The organism is Pseudosulfitobacter sp. SM2401 (assembly GCF_042932805.1).
In the GTDB taxonomy this organism is placed as follows: domain Bacteria; phylum Pseudomonadota; class Alphaproteobacteria; order Rhodobacterales; family Rhodobacteraceae; genus Ascidiaceihabitans.
Genome location: NZ_CP170633.1, coordinates 2,999,234 through 3,017,301 on the forward strand (window position 1 = coordinate 2,999,234; position 18,068 = coordinate 3,017,301).

Annotated in this window: 15 protein-coding genes; 6 read left to right on the forward strand and 9 right to left on the reverse strand. The window is 55.9% G+C overall.

Annotated features, from left to right (window positions below; translation table 11 throughout):
• Positions 1 to 107: 107 nt before the first annotated feature.
• From ACFIO0_RS14760 to ACFIO0_RS14785, 6 genes are all read left to right on the forward strand, one after another.
• The gene (locus ACFIO0_RS14760; protein WP_390911163.1) at positions 108 to 773 is read left to right on the forward strand and encodes a response regulator; all 666 of its coding nucleotides are present in this window, start codon (positions 108 to 110) and stop codon (positions 771 to 773) included.
• A complete protein-coding gene (locus ACFIO0_RS14765) occupies positions 766 to 2,112 on the forward strand; it encodes a sensor histidine kinase N-terminal domain-containing protein (RefSeq protein WP_390911164.1) in 1,347 nt (448 codons plus the stop codon). Before ACFIO0_RS14760 ends, ACFIO0_RS14765 begins: the two co-directional genes overlap by 8 nt.
• On the forward strand, positions 2,091 to 3,095 hold the full coding sequence (locus ACFIO0_RS14770; protein ID WP_390911165.1) for an extracellular solute-binding protein: 1,005 nt from the start codon (positions 2,091 to 2,093) through the stop codon (positions 3,093 to 3,095). The genes ACFIO0_RS14765 and ACFIO0_RS14770 overlap by 22 nt, the downstream gene beginning before the upstream one ends.
• 264 nt (positions 3,096 to 3,359) lie before the next feature.
• Positions 3,360 to 5,489 carry a winged helix-turn-helix domain-containing protein gene (locus ACFIO0_RS14775; RefSeq protein WP_390911166.1) on the forward strand — a complete coding sequence of 710 codons (2,130 nt, stop codon included), beginning with the start codon at positions 3,360 to 3,362 and terminating at the stop codon, positions 5,487 to 5,489.
• Positions 5,490 to 5,531: 42 nt separating this feature from the next.
• Positions 5,532 to 6,752: a phosphatase PAP2 family protein gene (locus tag ACFIO0_RS14780; RefSeq protein ID WP_390911167.1), complete on the forward strand. Its 1,221-nt coding sequence runs from the start codon at positions 5,532 to 5,534 to the stop codon at positions 6,750 to 6,752.
• A 51-nt stretch (positions 6,753 to 6,803) separates the two neighbouring features.
• The gene (locus tag ACFIO0_RS14785; protein ID WP_390911168.1) at positions 6,804 to 8,852 is read left to right on the forward strand and encodes a S8 family serine peptidase; all 2,049 of its coding nucleotides are present in this window, start codon (positions 6,804 to 6,806) and stop codon (positions 8,850 to 8,852) included.
• 598 nt (positions 8,853 to 9,450) lie between these two features.
• Here ACFIO0_RS14785 and ACFIO0_RS14790 read toward each other — a convergent pair.
• Genes ACFIO0_RS14790 through ACFIO0_RS14830 form a run of 9 tightly spaced genes read right to left on the reverse strand, consistent with a single transcriptional unit; the run spans position 9,451 to position 17,941 of the window.
• Complete coding sequence (locus ACFIO0_RS14790) at positions 9,451 to 10,146, reverse strand: RraA family protein (RefSeq protein ID WP_390911169.1); 696 nt, start codon at positions 10,144 to 10,146, stop codon at positions 9,451 to 9,453.
• Positions 10,146 to 11,273, reverse strand: a complete 1,128-nt coding sequence (locus tag ACFIO0_RS14795; RefSeq protein WP_390911170.1) for a cobalamin-independent methionine synthase II family protein — start codon at positions 11,271 to 11,273, stop codon at positions 10,146 to 10,148. Before ACFIO0_RS14795 ends, ACFIO0_RS14790 begins: the two co-directional genes overlap by 1 nt.
• 25 nt (positions 11,274 to 11,298) lie before the next feature.
• Positions 11,299 to 12,264: a cupin domain-containing protein gene (locus ACFIO0_RS14800; protein WP_390911171.1), complete on the reverse strand. Its 966-nt coding sequence runs from the start codon at positions 12,262 to 12,264 to the stop codon at positions 11,299 to 11,301.
• 23 nt (positions 12,265 to 12,287) lie between these two features.
• Positions 12,288 to 13,271: a nuclear transport factor 2 family protein gene (locus tag ACFIO0_RS14805; RefSeq protein ID WP_390911172.1), complete on the reverse strand. Its 984-nt coding sequence runs from the start codon at positions 13,269 to 13,271 to the stop codon at positions 12,288 to 12,290.
• The gene (locus ACFIO0_RS14810; protein ID WP_390911173.1) at positions 13,268 to 14,290 is read right to left on the reverse strand and encodes a substrate-binding domain-containing protein; all 1,023 of its coding nucleotides are present in this window, start codon (positions 14,288 to 14,290) and stop codon (positions 13,268 to 13,270) included. The genes ACFIO0_RS14805 and ACFIO0_RS14810 overlap by 4 nt, the downstream gene beginning before the upstream one ends.
• On the reverse strand, positions 14,290 to 15,054 hold the full coding sequence (locus ACFIO0_RS14815; RefSeq protein ID WP_390911174.1) for an SDR family oxidoreductase: 765 nt from the start codon (positions 15,052 to 15,054) through the stop codon (positions 14,290 to 14,292). Before ACFIO0_RS14815 ends, ACFIO0_RS14810 begins: the two co-directional genes overlap by 1 nt.
• A 12-nt stretch (positions 15,055 to 15,066) precedes the next feature.
• Positions 15,067 to 16,377 carry a histidinol dehydrogenase gene (gene hisD / locus ACFIO0_RS14820; protein ID WP_390911175.1) on the reverse strand — a complete coding sequence of 437 codons (1,311 nt, stop codon included), beginning with the start codon at positions 16,375 to 16,377 and terminating at the stop codon, positions 15,067 to 15,069.
• A 23-nt stretch (positions 16,378 to 16,400) separates the two neighbouring features.
• Complete coding sequence (locus ACFIO0_RS14825) at positions 16,401 to 16,835, reverse strand: ester cyclase (RefSeq protein ID WP_390915345.1); 435 nt, start codon at positions 16,833 to 16,835, stop codon at positions 16,401 to 16,403.
• Positions 16,836 to 16,894: 59 nt separating this feature from the next.
• Positions 16,895 to 17,941, reverse strand: a complete 1,047-nt coding sequence (locus ACFIO0_RS14830; protein WP_390911176.1) for a sn-glycerol-3-phosphate ABC transporter ATP-binding protein UgpC — start codon at positions 17,939 to 17,941, stop codon at positions 16,895 to 16,897.
• Positions 17,942 to 18,068 lie beyond the last annotated feature (127 nt).

Consider the following 18,068-nt stretch of genomic DNA (forward strand, 5'->3'; position numbering starts at 1 on the left):
GATTTCCTCCCATTTGACAACCGACCGCTTGGCGGCTCAGTTGACAGTGTTAACCACAACAACCTGACATAGACCTGTCATGAAAACCAAACTCTAAGCGAGGCGCGATGAAATTCTTGTTGATCGAAGACAATCAGGCCCTTGCTGATGCGGTTTGCGCGCGCATGCAGCTGGATGGCCATGTCATTGATCACGCAGGAACTATTCAGGATGCCCTCGCATATTCAGAAACGGGCGAATACGATCTGATCCTGCTGGACATCATGCTACCTGACGGCGACGGACGTCACTTTTTGAAAGCCCATCGTGACGGAAAAAAGGACACGCCAGTGATTGTGTTAACCGCGCGCAGTCAGGTTTCGGACAGAATCAGTATGCTGGATTTGGGGGCTGATGACTACGTGACCAAACCGTTTGATCATGCTGAATTGCAGGCCCGTTGTCGCGCGGTTTTACGCCGCAAAGCTGGGTCTGCGCAGACGGTCATGCGCCTTGGCGATGTAGCTTTTGACCCCGTCGCGGGCCATTTGAAAGTCAGCGATCAGACCATAAGCCTGCGCAACAAAGAGCTGCGATTGCTGGAGCTGTTAATCAACGCCCCCGGTCAGATTTTCCCCAAACAAAAGCTGGTGGACCGGTTGTTTTCCTATGACGATGATGTTTCCGAAAACGCGGTCGAAGTGTACATCGGGCGACTGCGAAAACACCTCGCGCCGTCGTCCTTGAAAATCACCACGTTGCGTGGGCTGGGGTATCGGTTGGATCATGGTTGAAGCGCCGCGCGTCTCTGGGTCTTTGCGCAATCGATTGACCGCGATCTTGATCGGTGGCGCGGCCGTTCTAGCGATTTTACTTTATGTAGTTGTGCGCAACTACGCCGCGCAAATCGCGCAACAGGGTCAGGACAACATCCTGAATGCCTCGGTGACCTCGATTTTGGACGCGGCCGTCATTCGTGACGGCCATCTGGAAATTGACTTTCCATATTCGTCGTTTTCGATGCTGAACACAGGGTCTGATGACCGCGTTTTCTATGCCATTTACCAAGATGACGTTATCCTGTCGGGTTATGCGAATTTGCCCCGTTCACAAGGTTCGGAAACCGGCCAAATCGATGGTACAAAAGTCCGCATCGCGTCGGCCACCCGGGTGTTGATCGGGGCAAACCAGCGCATCCGAATCTCGGTGTCGGTCGCCCAAACCCAGGACGCGTTGTCGCTGACGTTACGCACAATTTCAAAACAGGTCGCAGGCTTTGGTGCCGGTTTTTTCGCGCTCACAACTTTGCTGTCGTTCTGGGCGACATCGACAACCATCGGGCAACTGAAAAGGTTGACGACGTCGGTTACGCGGCGCGGCCCCCAAGATTTGTCACCCGTCGTCAAACCCGTGCCAACTGAAATGGTGCCTCTGGTCTCGTCGCTTAACAATCTGATGCTAAGGTTGGATCATAGTCTGAGCCAATCCGAGGATTTCATCGCCGAAGCCGCGCACCGCGTCCGCACCCCGTTGGCGACTGTGCGATCACATGCCGAAACGACGCTGCAACGGGTCGGCAAAGAAGAAAATCGCAAATCGCTGCGCGCGATGATCCGCGCCATCGACGAAAGTTCACGCGCGGCTGGGCAATTGCTGGATCACGCGATGATCACCTTTCGTGCGGATCATCTGGACCGCCAGGACATCGATTTGGTGGAGCTGGTCCAAGACCTTGTCCTGCGCCTGACGCCCATCGCTGAAATGAAGGACGTCGAGTTGCGCGTATCGGGACCAGACAGCATCCAGATTTCGGGCGATCCGATCCTGCTGCAGAACGCTGTGCGTAATCTGATCGACAACGCGTTGAAATATTCACCGAGCGAAAGTGTGATCTGGATCGAAATCACCGATATGCCCACGCCGCAGCTCGAAATTCGAGATCAAGGGCCCGGGTTTCCGCACAGCGAAATCAACACTTTATCGGGGCGATTCACGCGCGGCACAAATGCGACGGGCATCATCGGATCCGGATTGGGCCTGACAATCGCCCAAGATGTCGCGAACGCCCATGGCGGCGAAATCACCTTAGCCAATCACCCAAAGGGGGGCGCATGCGTTACTTTTTCGCTTTAGTATTCTGCGTTTTGCCCCTGACCGGATGGGCCCAAGATTGGGAAGATCGCCAAGTCTTTGGGAACGGCGCGGCCCCGGCTTTGCGCATAATTTCGAGCACGGACACATCGTTTTTCGCGCCCGTTATCGAGAGTTATCTGGCCCAGCGCACCGGTCAATCGGTTGAATATCTTGTCACCAGCACCGCGCAACTGGATCGTATCTTTCGCGCGGATCCCGGCGCGTTCGATCTGGTTATTTCCAGCGCGATGGATCTTCAATTCAAGCTGGCCAACGACGGATTTGCCCGCACCTTGGACGGTGTGACACACCCGGATTGGGCGCAGTGGCGTCAAAGCCTGTTCGCCTTCACCACAGAGCCCGCGACCATCGTCATCAATCGCGAGGCCTTCGCCAACCGGCGCTTGCCCGAAACCCGACAAGATTTGATCGAAGCATTGCGGGCTGATCCGGAGCGGTTCGCTGGACGTCTGGGCACCTATGACGTGCGTCAATCCGGTCTTGGATTTTTGTTTGCGACACAGGACGCGCGGACGTCGGAAACCTACTGGCGCTTGATGGAGGTCATGGGCGCGATGGGCACCAAATTGTTCTGTTGCTCAGGCGGTATGATTGACGACGTGGCAAGCGGAGAAATCGCTGTCGCCTACAATGTTCTGGGCAGCTATGCGTCGGCCCGCCGCGATATTACAGACAAAATCAAAGTGATTTTGCCCGCGGATTTTCAAACAACGATGATGCGTACCGCCTTTGTTTCTCGTGACACAAAACAGCCCGTGGCGGCGACATCCTTTGTCCAGCACTTGATCGCGCTACAAGCCAGCACAACCGCCAACGATGACATTGCTTTGCCGCATCTTGATCACGCAAACGCAACAGAAGGCCAAGTCACGATTGCATTGGAGCCAGCGTTGATGACCTACCTCGATGCGCTCAAAAAACAGACCTTTCTCAAGGAATGGGTGAACGCGGTCATTCAGTAAGTCACAGGCCCACGCGCCCACTGCACAGGCACGATCCGCAGCACCTATGGTCAGAGCCGTTACCAATTTCGCACAATTCTTGTGTGAAACGCAGCGTAGACGCATCTGTCCGCAAAAATGCCTTGCCCGTGCCTATACTGACCGCGTAAATTCAACCAATAAGTGGGGTGCGATCATATCCCATTGCAAATGCAGCGCTTTTTGATCGGCCAGGCGTATCAACGCGCGGAATAATGTGCTTGAAACAGGGACACGTCACACAACATGATCGATGACCTTCCGCCAGAAAATCCTTTGTCACTGGGCGCGCACCTGTATGACGTGGAAAAAGAGCTGCTGGAAAATGCAGCGGGCGAGCTGGTCAATCTGCGGCCGCAATCCGCACAGATTCTGAACATTTTGGCCCGCGACGTGGGTGGTGTGATCACCAAGGATGCGTTGCTGGATGCGGTTTGGCCCAACGTCAGCGTGACCGAAGATAGCCTTGTGCAGTGTATTTCGGATATCCGCCGCGCCATTGGTGACAAGGATCGTACGATCCTTCGGACGGTGCCCAAACGCGGCTACATGCTGGTGGCCCCTGCCTCTGAAACCCGTGCCCATCAGATCGCGCAGACTTTTAACGGTTTCAAGGCATTGCCTTTGAGTTCGCTGGAACAGGAATTTGGGCTGCTCAATCATCAGGGCGCTCGTCTGTTTGTCCGGTTGATCGAAACCGATGGCGCGCCGCACGACCGCCAAATGAAGCTGGTCGAGTATGGCATGGAAGTGTCACGCTTTTTGGAAAGCCTGTTGTCGGGCAAGGACGATGGCCAAGTCACCACATCTTTTGTCGGCGGTACGCTGCTGGAATTTGCACAGCACAAGACCGCGATCAAAACGGCGCTTGAGCTGAACAGATGGTGTGTCCAGCGCAATATGGACACAGCGAATGATCGCGCCATCACGCTAGGGATTGGTGTCGATGTCGGGCTGAGTTCGGACCCAAAAGCAGATCGCACTCGAAATTTGGCGATTTTGGCAGGACCGTGTGAAATCGTCGTATCCGCAGACATGATGAATTCGGTCACGGCAGGTCTTGATTGCGAATTCATCGACATGGGCGATTGTATTCTGCCCGAACTGGACGAACCTGTCCGCTGCTTTAAGGCACTGCAACGCAACGCACGTGCAATCATGAAACCGATCCTCAGCCCCCAGGATTTGTTGCCAACGATTGCCGTGATCCCGTTCATGTCCAAAACCAATGACCCCGAAACCAAAGTTGTGGGCGAAGTGCTGGCGGACGACGTCATCTCGCTTTTGTCCCGATCGTTACAGATCAACGTTATTTCGCGCATGTCCACAACATCGTTTCGTCATCGCGACGCATCCCTAAGCGAAATCGGCAGCGCATTGGACGCCAACTATGTGCTGACGGGGCGTTATCTGTACCTGAACAACCGTCTCAGGATCGACGTCGAATTGTCCGAAGTTGCCACCGGTCGCGTCTTGTGGGTCGATCAAGCGTCACACGAAGTCGGCCATATGCTGGACGCCCCGGAAACCATCGAGTGGATCGTGTTCAACGTACAGCGCGCGATTTATGCGGGTGTGGTGTCTCAAGCGCATCTGGATCACCTGCCGACGTTGCACACGTATACCCTGATGATGAGCGCGGTGGTGCTTATGCACCGCTTTTCACCGATAGATTTTAACAAGGCGAGGGTCTTGCTCGAGGCGTTGATAGAACGCGCACCGGATCAAGCGGTGCCGCTGGCGTGGATGGCGCGGTGGCATGTTCTGAGTGTTCAACAAGGCTGGTCCGATGATCCATTGGCCGAAGCCCAAGTGGCAATGGAATGCACCAAGCGCGCGTTGGACCTGGATCCTGATTGCGTGCTGGCCCTTGTCACCGAAGGGCAGGTTTTGACCAACTTGCTGCGCCGATTGGATGATGCAGAAGAACGCTATGACCGTGCTTTGGATCTTAGCCCGAATGACGCCGTGGGGCGTTTGTTGCGTGGCACAATGTACGCGTTTCGTGGCCAAGGTGACGAAGCCGTACGCGACACGGAACGCTCTTTGCACTTGACCCCTCTTGATCCTTTGCGCTTTTTCTTCCTATCATTGGCCGCATCGGCTTGTATTTCTGCCGAAGATTACGATCGAGCATTAGAGTTTTCAAATTTGTCACTACGCGCCAACAGCACACACACGTCAACACTTAGGGTCAAGGCCGTTGCGCAAATGCGCTTGGGTCAAGGCGATGCAGCGCGTGAAACAGGGCGCAAACTGCTGTCTCTTCAACCTGGCCTTCGCGTCAGCGAATGGCTGAAAAACGCACCCAGCAGTGACTATGAAAACGGGCAGCGCTTTGCCGACACTCTTCGGGAAATCGGAATTCCCACGTAACACTTCAACAATTAATTTATCGATAAACAGGAAGGTATTTTCATGTCAAACGGATCACCAGAAAGCGGCTACAGCGGATATTCAGGGTATAGCGGATATTCAGGCTACAGCGGATACTCGGGTTATAGCGGGTATTCAGGGTATAGCGGATATGGCGGGGGCGAAAATGCTCCGATGCTGACCGAAGCGCTGATTACAAATCGTGACGGGATCGCAGGAGTTCCACTGCCAAATCCGTTTCCGGTCAATCCACCTGCATCTGAAAACGTCAAAAACCTGAGCCAACTGTCAACCGACGTGCGCGCCAATATCTTTGATTATGAATTGTCATCGAGGATGGGTTTCACAGCGGTTGCTGGTACGGCGACTGATCCCGCCTGTGCCCAAGTCTGGCAATTGGAAACGCAAGCAACCGGTGCCACGACTCCTCCTACCAGCGTTTACCAGCCGCTCGTAAATATGTCGGCCCCGACCATTGATCAATTCCAAGAGCAGCTGAGCTTCTTGTTTTCATATTCGGATTTACGAGCTGATCGCGGTGCGGAAATCATGACGCAAATTGGCGGTGGGTTTTCCTTTTTGTCCACAATCAACTTTCTTGATCCAGCCCGCACCCCCCACACACTTGAACTGCTAAACACAGTCCTGCGTCTTGCCCGTTTTGTCGAAATGCGTGTGAAATACTCGTTGGCCTGCAAACGTCCGATTTTGTTCTCGCCGCAAATCCAACCGATGATCCCGACGCCGACACATGGCACCCTGCCAAGCGGTCACTCAACCGAAGCGTTTATCGTGGCCCGCACGTTGTGGAAACTGCTGCGCCTGTCCAATGCGCCGCAATACACAGGTGGCGCCGAACCTGCTGCCTTTGGTGACATGCTGATGCGCCAAGCTGCGCGCATTGCGATCAACCGCACGGTTGCCGGTGTGCATTTCCCGGTCGACAGCGCTGCTGGTGCCGTTCTGGGTCTGACCTTGGCGGATTACGTCGCCAACCGCTGTACGTTTGAAACCGGCCAAAGCTGTGCAAACACGCTTACCAACACCAGCTTTGTCGGCAAGAATTTCAACGCTGGTGACGATTTCAACTGGCACCTGATGTACGACCCTGCGGATGACGAAACCACAGCCAAACTGCCAATAACTGGCCCTGAATGGATGGAAACCACCACCCGCGATGCATCCACCGCGCAAACCGACAGCCCTGCCTTGCAGTGGTTGTGGACCAAAGCCGCGAAGGAGTGGAACGACGTCGAAGAATAAGGCGCAGCACACGCATCACCCTTATTCACTGACAACAGAAAGGAAGCGACAATGGAGCTTCAATGGAACGCGCAGGGTCCGGCAAATGTGCTGGACAACGTTACCGAATTTCGACTGAACCACACCGATACGGCCTCTGCTACTCCGGCCGAGATTTGGTGGTCGGCGTTGGTCGTGTTGGACGGCACATCTGTGTCAACTTTTCACGATAGTTTGGATTCGAGTTTTGCCCAGCAATTCTTGATCCCCGAGGAACACGCAGAAGACGATGCCTTGTACCCCGGCGAGGAACATATTCTCACGGTGTACGCCCAGGCCGCGGTCATGCGCCAACTGAACACCGTGGGCAACGGTTTTGGTGTCGCGTCGATCAGTCTTGGGTCGATTGTCCAGCCACCCATGCTGGATATGCCGATGATGGTCGGTGCGGACGGTGGCGGTGCCCCCGAAGACGATACGTTTCCAGCAGACACAATCACGATGGCGGTGATCGATGACGGCATCGCCTTTGGACACAATCAGTTCCGAAGCGGGCTGACGGAAACGCGGATCGAAGGCATCTTTATCATGGATGCTTATGTTCCCGGCGCTGGCGATATTGGCGTCAAACTGAGCAAGCGTAAGATCGACAAGCTGCTGCGCGAGAACACGCATTCCGGTCTTCTGGACGAGGAAAGTTTCTACCGCGAAGCCGGCAGCATCAACCGCGCACAAAAGTTCTTTTCGACCACCACGTTCCGGCGATCACACGGTACCCATGTGCTGTCGCTTGCGGCGGGTTACGACATGATGGACGCACCGAAAAACCGGCCAATCATCGGTGTGCAATTGCCCACCCGCGTGACCGAAGACACCAGCGGATCCAACCTTGCGCCCAGCCTGCGCAGCGCCATCCGCTACATTCTGCGTCAATCGCGCAAGATCCGCATTGGCGGGCCAAGTGGTCCGATTGCGCCGTTGGTCGTGAACTTTAGCTACGGGAACTTTGCCGGCCCGCATGATGGCACAGGCCTGATTGCGCGCATCATTGACCGCGAGCTAAAATCGACGCCGGATCAAGAAATCCGCGTTATCTTGCCTGCGGGCAATTCAAATCTGTCACGCTGTCACGCTGCAGTGTCGTTTGAAAACGTGGCCAACGATGATCGTGTGGCCTTGGATTTGCGGATTTATCCCGATGACTACACCTGCAACTACGTGCAGATGTGGTTGCCCTACAGCGCGGACCCAACGCCGCCGGACTACGTGAACGTCCGCGTCACCCCCCCCAACAGCACGCAAAGCATGGCGGTGTCCGCAACGCTGGGGGCCAAACAAGAACTGCACAACGAATTCGGCGAAGTCATTGCGGTGCTCGCCTACGAGATGGAACCAGCGCCAACAAAACGCGGTCTAATCACCTTGTCCGTCAATCCCACAAGCAGCCAAAATGCCAGTATCAAACTGGCACCCTCGGGGCTGTGGGTGATGGAATTCGAAAAGGGCGACATTGCAGACGATCAATACGTCGAAGTCCGCATTGAACGCGATGAAACCCTGCCCGGCTATCCCCCTTTCGGGCGCCAAGCCTACTTTGACAACGCCTGCTACGTGCGTTTTGACGAATTTGGCGCGCCTTTGTCGGTTGATCCACCCGACTCTGACTGCCCGATCCGCAGATCCGGAACGCTTAGCGGGTTTGCCAGCGGCAAGGTTCCGATGGTGGTCGGCGCATTGACCGAAAGCAACGGTTTGCTGTCTGACTACTCATCCGCAGGTCCAATTTCTGCGATGCGCAATCGGACGGTTCCCAATCGGGTTGGCCCTGACGCCTCGGCGCGCGCCGATGACAGTCCGGTGTTTCTTGGCGTGCTTGCCGCAGGAACACGCAGCGGGTCGATGGTGCGGATGAATGGCACAAGCGTCTCGACCCCCTTGGTGGCGCGCTACGTGGCGAACGGGTTGGCAGACAACCAACCTGCGGACCGCGCGTGGCTGTCAGCATGCGCTGCCGCCAGTGATTTGGCCCATTTTCCACAACCAAAACCAAGCGATACGCGCACAGGTGGCGGGCGGCTTCAGGTGCCATATCCCTTTGCGCCAGGGGTGGCCGAAGCCTAACTGACTGTAAATTAAAACTTTCTACCGACAGCCGGCCTTTTTAGCGCCGGCTGTTTTCGTTTTTCCGCCAAGTTAACCTTTCGTCAACTTTCGTAAAAGTTTCGGAAGACCTTCGGGATTTGGCAGACGTTTTCGACGTACCTTAATTTCACTGGCTCTGGTCAGGAAGGCAACGAAACGATCCCGATACCCGTCCCAAGGTTGTCTCCCAACACCCGGCTTTCTTGATCTTCTCGATCAGAGCTCAACATAACTTAAGACCTTTTGAAAAGGTGATCGACAGCGTCAAATACGGAGCAATTTTAGCTCTAGGCCAGGTCACCAATACCTTTGCGAACGAACGACTGCAGTGGCGAAAGCTTCTATTTCGAGGACTGACCAACAGGTCTAGCCGCTGCAGTTCTCTTGTCCCGTGCGGTGCTGTATTTAGCCGTGCAAAAACCGATCCTGATGTGCGGTGGCCCAGCAATGGAACATCACACATTCCAATTACTGGACCCTGTGTTACGGCGCAGGGCAGGTCGGATTAGAGACGTAAAGTAACGAGTAATTTCGGTATATTTGTAAACGCACACCAAGTTGGTGGTGCGTTTTGGTGTCAGGTGCGGGCGGCCTCGAACGCGGCCCACGCGGCTTGGAATTTCTCGAAATCAAAATCGCCTTGGCGAGCAGGTCCAAGGATCAGGTGTTCTGTGTCCTGCATCTTTTTGATCGCTGCTGCAATCTTGGGAATGACGTCGGCCGGAATAACGACGGCACCGTGGCGATCCGCGTGGACCAAATCGCCGGGGCGCACTTTCAGCCCAAAGATTTCGACATCACAGTCCAATTCCTGGACGTGCACAAACCCGTGGCTCGGCCCAATGGACCCCGCAATCACCGGATAGCCATCGGCCATGTCGCCCAAATCACGCATGACGCCGTTGGTCAGCGTGCCGCACATTCCAAACCCTTTGTGGATGGTCGTGTTGACCTCGCCCCAATAGGCACCGATGGCGCGGGGGTAATCTGTGTCCTCGACCACCGCGACAGAGGGTTTCGGGGCCTCAGCCATATTTTTGTAATATTGCATGCGACGCGCGCGGATCACATCTGCGGGTTCGGATGGCGGGTTCACCGCCGCGATTTTTGCGGTGCACGCGTATCCAACAACGGCCGGTTCATCAGGTGCAGAACACAGCATCGTGCCGCGGGTGAAATCGTTGAAGCCACGTTTGCCTTGGGCCACCTCGATGCCGTTGCACACAGTTGGTGTATCAACCGAGCGCAACAGCTTTAGCAGGGCCGCGTCCATCAGGTCGACGCGAGGGCCGCGCCCTCGGACAGTGATTTCAGTTTTGCATAGGCGATGTCAGGGTCGACCGATCCAAAACCTGCGAATGTTCCGAACCCGCAGTCTGATCCGGCAATAACCCGCTCTGCCCCGACGATATCGACAAACCGTTCAATGCGTTGCTGGACCAATGCGGGATGCTCCACAAAATTGGTCGTGGTGTCGACAACACCCGGAACGAGGATTTTATCGTCAGGAATGTCCGCCTTGCGATCACGAAACGTCGTCCATTCGTGCCCATGGCGCGGGTTCGAGGTTTCGAACAGCACATAACGCGCCTTGGCGGACATCAGCGTGTCGAACATCGTCGCCATCGGAATGTCACAGACATGCGGGCCTTCGTAATTGCCCCAGCAGATGTGAATACGGACCTTTTCAGCAGGAATATCTTGCAGCGCGTGGTTCAAAGCCTCGACATGACTGTTCGCAATTTTGATGAATTCCGCATCCGACAGATCGTTAAACAGCATGTGGCGGGACAAGGCCAAATCGGGACAATCCAGTTGCAGATCCAGGCCCGATGCAACGATGGTTTCGTATTCTTCTTTCATCACATCCGCGAGGGCCGCAAGGTAGGCTTCGCGCGTTTTGTAGTGATCATTTTGCAGGAATAGCGAAATCACGCCCGGACTGGCGGCGTTCATAAAACCGCGCTCAACCCCGTTGTTGGCCATGCCAGCCTTGAGGTTGGCGATGTCTTTGTTCAGCTCGTCCTGACCTTTTGATTTCACATCGCCGACGCACATAGGACGCGCGTATTGCGGGGTGCCGCCGCCTTCGGCCAGACGTTTCAGAAAGCCCGGGAACTGTTTCAAATCCCCCGGCGCGTTGCGTGGGCTGTCGCCGCCAAAACCGGTGTAGCGGTCTTTGACGTACGTGGCGTAGCTGATCTTGGAGGTCTCGCCGTCGCTCACAATATCGATGCCTGACGCGACCTGACGGGCCACGGTTGCATCAACGGCTTCGGTCATGGCGGCGTCAAAATCGGCCTGCTCAAATGGCGTTTCGTTTTCCCGCGCAAAGATGAAATCAACAACCTTTTGCGTGCGCGGCATAGAGCCCACGCTGGTGGTCAGGATTTTGGTCATATCAATCGTTCCTTTTTCTAACGCCTTAGCCTTGCCACGTGGCCCCTGCCGGATCGTCATTTGAAAACACACGGTAAATCGATGCTTCACCAGTCATTGCCGGATACAGCGCATGGGCGGTATTAGGCGGAATTGCCGCTGTGTCACCGGGGTTCAAAGACGTGGTGCCGCCGTCATGATCAAGGCGCCAGTGGCCACGCATCGGCATCAAAACCGTATGGTGATCATGTGTCTGCATGTCAGGTGAAATCGAGGTGCGCGAGAGCAGTTCAATGTCAAAGCCCGGCTTGTCCGGCAGCACACCGTCAGCTCCAACAACCTTGGCAGGTTGCTTGTCTGAATAGGCCATCAAATCGTGATAACGGGCAACATGACGGGGCACGACTTGCAAGGTTGTCGGTTCCGGAAATGCCTTTAGCGCCTCGCTGTCCAAGACCTGCATTGGCTTTACGCCGTCGGGCAAAACTGCCCCTGCTTTGGTATCGTAAAGCTTGCCGTTTTCACCTAAGACCAATCCGTGATCGCGTGCATCTTCAATGACTTGCGGGGCCCATGTGACGCCGCCACCCGCATCATCACCACCAAGGACAGCCATGATCATCCCGTAGTCGGTGCCGATGTTTTCAAAGCCCCGAAAAATGCCGGTCGGGATGTTGATAATGTCGCCTTCTTCTAGCGTGACCTCGCCTGCATCACCCCAACGGCCCCAGAAAAATCGCCAGCGACCTGACAGCACAAAAAACACTTCGGCTGTGGTGTGAGAGTGCAGCGAATTGCGGCACTTTGGCGGTTGGCCCGCAGCGCCGATATTGAACCCCGGCGTGTCGTTGATATGCACATGCTGGTCCGCAGATTCAGAAACGCCGCCACCGATGATAGTAAAGTTTTCTTTCTGATCCGAGCCCGGCGTGTGCGCGTCAATGAACGCAGTTTTGCAAGGGCGCAGATCGCCGTAACGCACGATGCGGGCTTCCATCTCGGCAGGTGTCATTGTCTCTCCTTTGCCTAACATTTTCAGGCGGTGTGCATCAGAATTTGCTTCCAGATCGCGATTTCGTCGTACAGCGCGAATTCGCGACGCAAGCCAACGCCGTCCGGCCCGAAAGGGCCGAATTCAGCGTGGCACATGCCCATGACATGCACAGGCGCGCCGGTCGGTTTGCCAAAACTGCCCCAGCCTTCGTGCACGCCGTCCAGCGACCAACGGATCGCGGCACGCGGGGAAAGCATCCCGCCGTCCATGCCGATCTGATGGTGGATTTTGAACGTCGCATTCGGGAAGGACGACTTTAGCCCGACCCAGAATGCATCGACGCCTTCGCGCCCGATAGATGTCACCGACCCCGCATATTCGCCGATCACAGCGCGGTCGTATTGGTTCGTGATGACGGTGAAATCATTGGCCATGATACGGGTCAAAATGTCGGCGTAGCGAGCGCCCCATTCGTTATCATTTCCGGTGCCTTTGTAGTCGCCCTCGATGTCCATCGCTGGCGTGAACGCTGGCTTGGCATTGTCGGCCCCACCCTCGGCTGCGATCAAATTCGCGGTGTACGCTTCGGGGTCCATGCCCAACTGACGGACCAATCCGCCGTAGTCGCGGATCAGCCATTCGTCATAAATCGTGTCCGCTTTGGCCGCGCAATCGGCGATGACACGAACCACCCATTTCTTGCCCATTGCCTTGCCAAACTGGCCGTCACGTGTGTGCGTCGCCTTGGTCAATAAACGGTGCGAGGATAGGTAACCACCGACCTCGTCGCCGGACCAGATCACGTCTTCGCCGAGCAATTCGCGATCTGGAAATTCGTTGATCGTTGCCATGGTCGCGGCCATCACGTCGACGTTGCCCACGGACACACCCATCGGCGAGCGCACCGGGATGTCGTCGGAATAATAATGATTCAGCGTGCCGACCCCACGGTGTTCCCAAATCTCTTGCGTGATGCCGATGATGTAGTCAGGAAAGTCTTTCCAGCGGTTTGAAAAACCCTTCATGTGGTGGTTCCTTTGGGGGTCAGAGTTGTGCCGCGCTGGATCAGCGGGCCAGAGAATTCGACGCGACGTGGGGCCATTTCGCCCTCGTCGATCTGGGCAAGCAACATGTCTACTGTCGCCTCGACCATGCGGTTCAGCGGCTGCCGTACTGTCGTTAAGTTATAGGCGGCCCAAGCGGCGAGCGGCACATCATCGTAGCCGACAATCGCGATGTCATCGGGAATGCGCAGGCCCAAATCGTAGCGCAACGTGTCCATCACGGCAAAGGCCATGTGGTCGTTGCCAACAAAGATCGCGTCCGGTGCGACCTCTTGCATCATGAAATCACGCGCAGCTTTGGCAGCCACCTCGCGGTCATACATGCCGTCAACGATTGCGAAAGGGGTTTGCCCTGCGCCCGCCAATCCTTCGGTGAACCCTTGCAGGCGGTCGCGGCCCGTTGATGACCCTTCCCACCCGGAAATATGGGCAATTCGGGTGTGCCCGCAGGATACCAGAAATTCAGCGATGCTGCGCCCGCCTGCGACATTTGCCGAGGTAACAGACCCAACATCCGCGCCATCTTGGGCACGGTTAAACATGACCACAGGAATGCCTGCATCAAAGCAGCGCTTGGTCAAATTCGACGACATGCCAACGGATGCCGTGATGATCCCGTCGACCTGATAATCCAGTAATTCCTCGATCACTTGGGTGATCTGGCTTTGGTCATTTCCCGCAGTGAAAACAAGAATGTGGTAACCTTTTGCCTGCAGTGCATTTGACAAATGCTCAAGCGCTGCGGGGTAAAACTGGTTGTCCAGATAGGCGACGACCAGGCCGATAATCCGGCTTTTGCCGGTGATCATCGCGCGTGCCATCATGTTCGGGCGGTACCCCAATTCAGCGGCTGCTTCTTTGACCTTTGCGATCGTCTTTGCGCTGGCTGACGCCCCCGGCGTGAACACGCGACTGACAGCGGATTGGCTGACGCCCGCGCGATCGGCCACGTGTTGGGATGTGACTTTGTCCAATGCCATCAGTCCGCCGTCCAACCGCCATCGATCAGCATGTGCGTGCCGGTCATCAAGGATGACGCATCTGATGCCAGATACAAAACAGCGCCCATCATGTCCGCGACTTCGCCGGTGCGGCCAAGCTTGATTTTCTCGCGCAGCCATTTGACCTTTTCAGGATCGCTGAATGTCGGTTCGGTCAATGGTGTGCGGATGAATGTCGGGCAGATCGTGTTGATGCGGATGCCTACGGGGCCCCACTCGATTGCCATCGCTTTGGTGAACCCTTCGACCGCGTGTTTGGTTGCGCAATAGACCGCCCGATCCGGCCCGCCGACATGCGCCATCTGGGACGAGATGTTGATCAGCGACCCTGTTTTACCCGCCTCGACCAACCCTTTGGCCACGGCACGTGTCAGGAAATAGGCCCCTTTGATGTTCAGGTTCGATACCGCATCAAAATCCGCTTCGGTCGTTTCCAAAGCCGGCGAATGGATCGCCAAGCCGGCAGAATTCACGAGGATATCGTAAGGGCCGTTCGCCGCAACAGCAGCTTGAGTTGCAACAACGTCAGACACATCCATCGCCAATGCATCTGCGCTAAAGCCAGCGGCTTTCATGTCAGCAACTGCGGTCTCAAGCTTGTCCACAGACCGCGCCGCCAGCGTCACATGCGCGCCACCCTCGGCCAATGCCACAGCGCAGCCTAGCCCGATACCCGAGGACGCACCCGCGACCAATGCGCGTTTGCCAGTGAGGTCAAATGATGGGGTTTTGGGCAGTGTCATGCTGTGTCCTTTTTAGTCAGCCGCTGCACCATATGGCACGTTTTGGCCGCCATAGCGACGTACGCGAATATTGCATTGTTCAGCGTGACCTACGAACCCTTCGAGCATACACAAGCGCGATCCATAAGCACCGACCCGCGCGGCAGCTTCGTCACTGGTGATACGTTGATAGCTGTGTGTTTTCAGAAACTTACCAACCCAAAGACCACCTGTGTAACGTCCTGCTTTTTTCGTGGGTAAGGTGTGGTTCGTACCAATCACCTTGTCGCCATTTGCAACGTTTGTACGTGGCCCCAAGAACAGCGCGCCATAACACGTCATGTTTTCTAAGAACCAATCATCGCGGTCCGTCATCACCTGCACGTGCTCGGAGGCGATATCTTCGGCCACCGCCAGCATTTCGTCGTAGGTGTCGCAAACGATGACTTCGCCGTATTCCTCCCACGAGGTGCGGGCTGTTTCAGCTGTGGGCAAAATTTCGAGGATTCGGTCAATTTCAGCAAGCGTTTCACGCGCCAGTTTTTCGGAGTTGGTCAACAAAACCGCGGGCGAATTGTACCCGTGTTCCGCTTGGCCCAGCAGATCCGTCGCGCACAATTCCGCATCAACAGTTTCATCTGCAATCACCATGGTTTCGGTAGGACCTGCAAACAAATCGATCCCGACACGGCCAAACAACTGACGTTTGGCTTCGGCCACAAACGCATTGCCGGGGCCGACGATCATGTGCACAGGATCAACCGTTTCAGTGCCCAGCGCCATTGCGCCGACGGCTTGCATACCGCCGAGAACGTAAATTTCGTGGGCACCCCCCATGTGCATGGCCGCAACGATCGCAGGATGCGGTTCACCGTTTTGCGGTGGGGCCGAGGCGACGATGCGCGGCACGCCTGCCACTTGCGCCGTCAAAACGGACATGTGTGCGGACGCGACCATCGGGAATTTTCCGCCCGGCACGTAGCAGCCGACGGACTGCACGGGGATGTTTTTGTGACCCAAAATCACCCCCGGTTGCGTTTCGATTTCAATGTCCGTCATCGATGCGCGTTGGGCCTCGGCGAAGGTTCGGATTTGGGTTTGCGCGTATTTGATGTCTGCCATGTCGCGGGTCGAAACCTTGGACATAGCGGCCTCGATCTCGGAGGCGCTCAGACGGAAATTGGCGGGCTCGTATTTGTCGAACTTGGCTGACAATTCGCGCACGGCCGCATCGCCGCGTGTTGCAATATCTGCCAGCGTGTCTTCGACAACGGCGCGGACTTTGGCGTCGTCATCTGCGCGCTCTGCTTCGGGTTTGCCGGTCTTGAGGTAGGTAATCGTCATGTGAAGCTCCGCGAGAAAAACGCTTAGGGTTTGGGGGGCGTAAGGGTGCCATTGTCAAAGTTTTCCCAGCCGTGACCGCCGAACACATCCACACCCAGCTGCATCATTACCGACGCAAGATCGACAGAAACGGGGTTGTCCGCGATGCGCCCATCCTCAATCCGCCAGAAATCCATGTACGGGATTTTCACGCGTTTTCCGGTCGCAGGGATGCCCATGAAGGTGCCGGAATGCGTGCCCTCGATGTGGCCGAAACACGAGGCCCATTCACCGTCCGCCATGAAATGTTCGGTGACATAATCACGATCCGTGAACGCCGCACGCAACGGGAATTGCCAGTTGCGTTGAAATTCAGCGATGCCTTTTTTGGTGCCTGAGCCTTGGTTGCCACGCCACGTGAACCCATCGGTGAAATACGGCGTCATGTCCATTTCGTTGGCACCAAGCGCGTCTTCCATCCGCTTGACCGCTGCAAGGGATTGCGCTGTTTTTTCTGCGTGTGCTGCGTCGTATTTGGTCACAAACGGTCTCCGGTTTTGGCGTCAAAGAGGTGGCAGATTTCAGCGGGAATGTTGGCGCTGACGGCGTCGCCGATGTCGACGCGGTATTCCTTGCCGGATTTCACCGACAGAATGGTTTTGCCGGCCCGCATCGTGACCATCGTGGCCTCGCCCAATAGCTCTAGAGAATAGACGGTGGAATTGGCCTGCGCCTCGCTGTCGGCAACAGTCGCATCTTCGGCGCGGAACCCCAAAGTGACAGGGCCGCTATGATCGTCGCGCAATCCTGGGATCGACAAATTTTCCGCCGTGAACGTGCCATTTTCCAGCACGCCATCGACCAAGTTCATTGCTGGACTGCCGATGAAACCCGCAACAAATGTGTTGGCCGGATTGTCGTAAATGTCGGTAGGTGTGCCGACCTGTTGCACCACACCCGCGTTCATGACCACGACGCGGTCTGCGAGGGTCATCGCCTCGATCTGATCGTGCGTCACGTAGACGGTTGTGGTTTTCAATTCGTGGCTGAGGTTCTTGATCTGTGCGCGCGTGGACACCCGCAGTTTGGCATCCAAGTTCGACAACGGTTCATCCATCAAGAACACATTGGGTTCGCGTACAACCGCACGGGCCAAGGCGACGCGCTGACGCTGACCGCCTGACAATTCAGCCGGTTTACGATCAAGGAAATCATCCAGTTCGACCATGGCAGAGGCCCGCGCGACACGCTCGGCATGTTCAGAAACGGGCACGCCGCGCACTTTTAGTGGAAAGCGGATGTTCTCCCAAACGTTCATATTCGGGTACAGGGCGTAGGATTGGAACACCATCGCCACGTCGCGATCCTTGGGATCCAGATCGTTGATCCGCTTACCATCGACCAGAATATCGCCGCTGGTCGCATCCTCTAGACCTGCGATCATACGCATCGTTGTGGTCTTGCCGCAGCCCGACGGGCCAAGCAAAACCAGGAACTCCTGATCCGCGATGGTCAGGTTAAAATCGGCAACCCCAACAAAGGATCCCCACCGCTTGTGGAGATTGCGCAGTTGAATTTCGGCCATAACGGACTCCCGTTCTTGCATACGTTTGCAAAACACTGACTTGAATCGTTTTGCGGAACAACCCCTTATTTTAAAGAGGCATGTTTTTTTCGATTTTTCACAAAAATGCTTGCCAGAGGGTCAAATC

Coding starts and splice junctions, on each gene's coding strand:
- ACFIO0_RS14760 (WP_390911163.1), top strand. CDS start 108: ATGAAATTCTTGTTGATCGAAGACAATCAGGCCCTTGCTGATGCGGTT.
- ACFIO0_RS14765 (WP_390911164.1), top strand. CDS start 766: ATGGTTGAAGCGCCGCGCGTCTCTGGGTCTTTGCGCAATCGATTGACC.
- ACFIO0_RS14770 (WP_390911165.1), top strand. CDS start 2,091: ATGCGTTACTTTTTCGCTTTAGTATTCTGCGTTTTGCCCCTGACCGGA.
- ACFIO0_RS14775 (WP_390911166.1), top strand. CDS start 3,360: ATGATCGATGACCTTCCGCCAGAAAATCCTTTGTCACTGGGCGCGCAC.
- ACFIO0_RS14780 (WP_390911167.1), top strand. CDS start 5,532: ATGTCAAACGGATCACCAGAAAGCGGCTACAGCGGATATTCAGGGTAT.
- ACFIO0_RS14785 (WP_390911168.1), top strand. CDS start 6,804: ATGGAGCTTCAATGGAACGCGCAGGGTCCGGCAAATGTGCTGGACAAC.
- ACFIO0_RS14790 (WP_390911169.1), bottom strand. CDS start 10,146: ATGGACGCGGCCCTGCTAAAGCTGTTGCGCTCGGTTGATACACCAACT.
- ACFIO0_RS14795 (WP_390911170.1), bottom strand. CDS start 11,273: ATGACCAAAATCCTGACCACCAGCGTGGGCTCTATGCCGCGCACGCAA.
- ACFIO0_RS14800 (WP_390911171.1), bottom strand. CDS start 12,264: ATGACACCTGCCGAGATGGAAGCCCGCATCGTGCGTTACGGCGATCTG.
- ACFIO0_RS14805 (WP_390911172.1), bottom strand. CDS start 13,271: ATGAAGGGTTTTTCAAACCGCTGGAAAGACTTTCCTGACTACATCATC.
- ACFIO0_RS14810 (WP_390911173.1), bottom strand. CDS start 14,290: ATGGCATTGGACAAAGTCACATCCCAACACGTGGCCGATCGCGCGGGC.
- ACFIO0_RS14815 (WP_390911174.1), bottom strand. CDS start 15,054: ATGACACTGCCCAAAACCCCATCATTTGACCTCACTGGCAAACGCGCA.
- hisD (WP_390911175.1), bottom strand. CDS start 16,377: ATGACGATTACCTACCTCAAGACCGGCAAACCCGAAGCAGAGCGCGCA.
- ACFIO0_RS14825 (WP_390915345.1), bottom strand. CDS start 16,835: ATGGAAGACGCGCTTGGTGCCAACGAAATGGACATGACGCCGTATTTC.
- ACFIO0_RS14830 (WP_390911176.1), bottom strand. CDS start 17,941: ATGGCCGAAATTCAACTGCGCAATCTCCACAAGCGGTGGGGATCCTTT.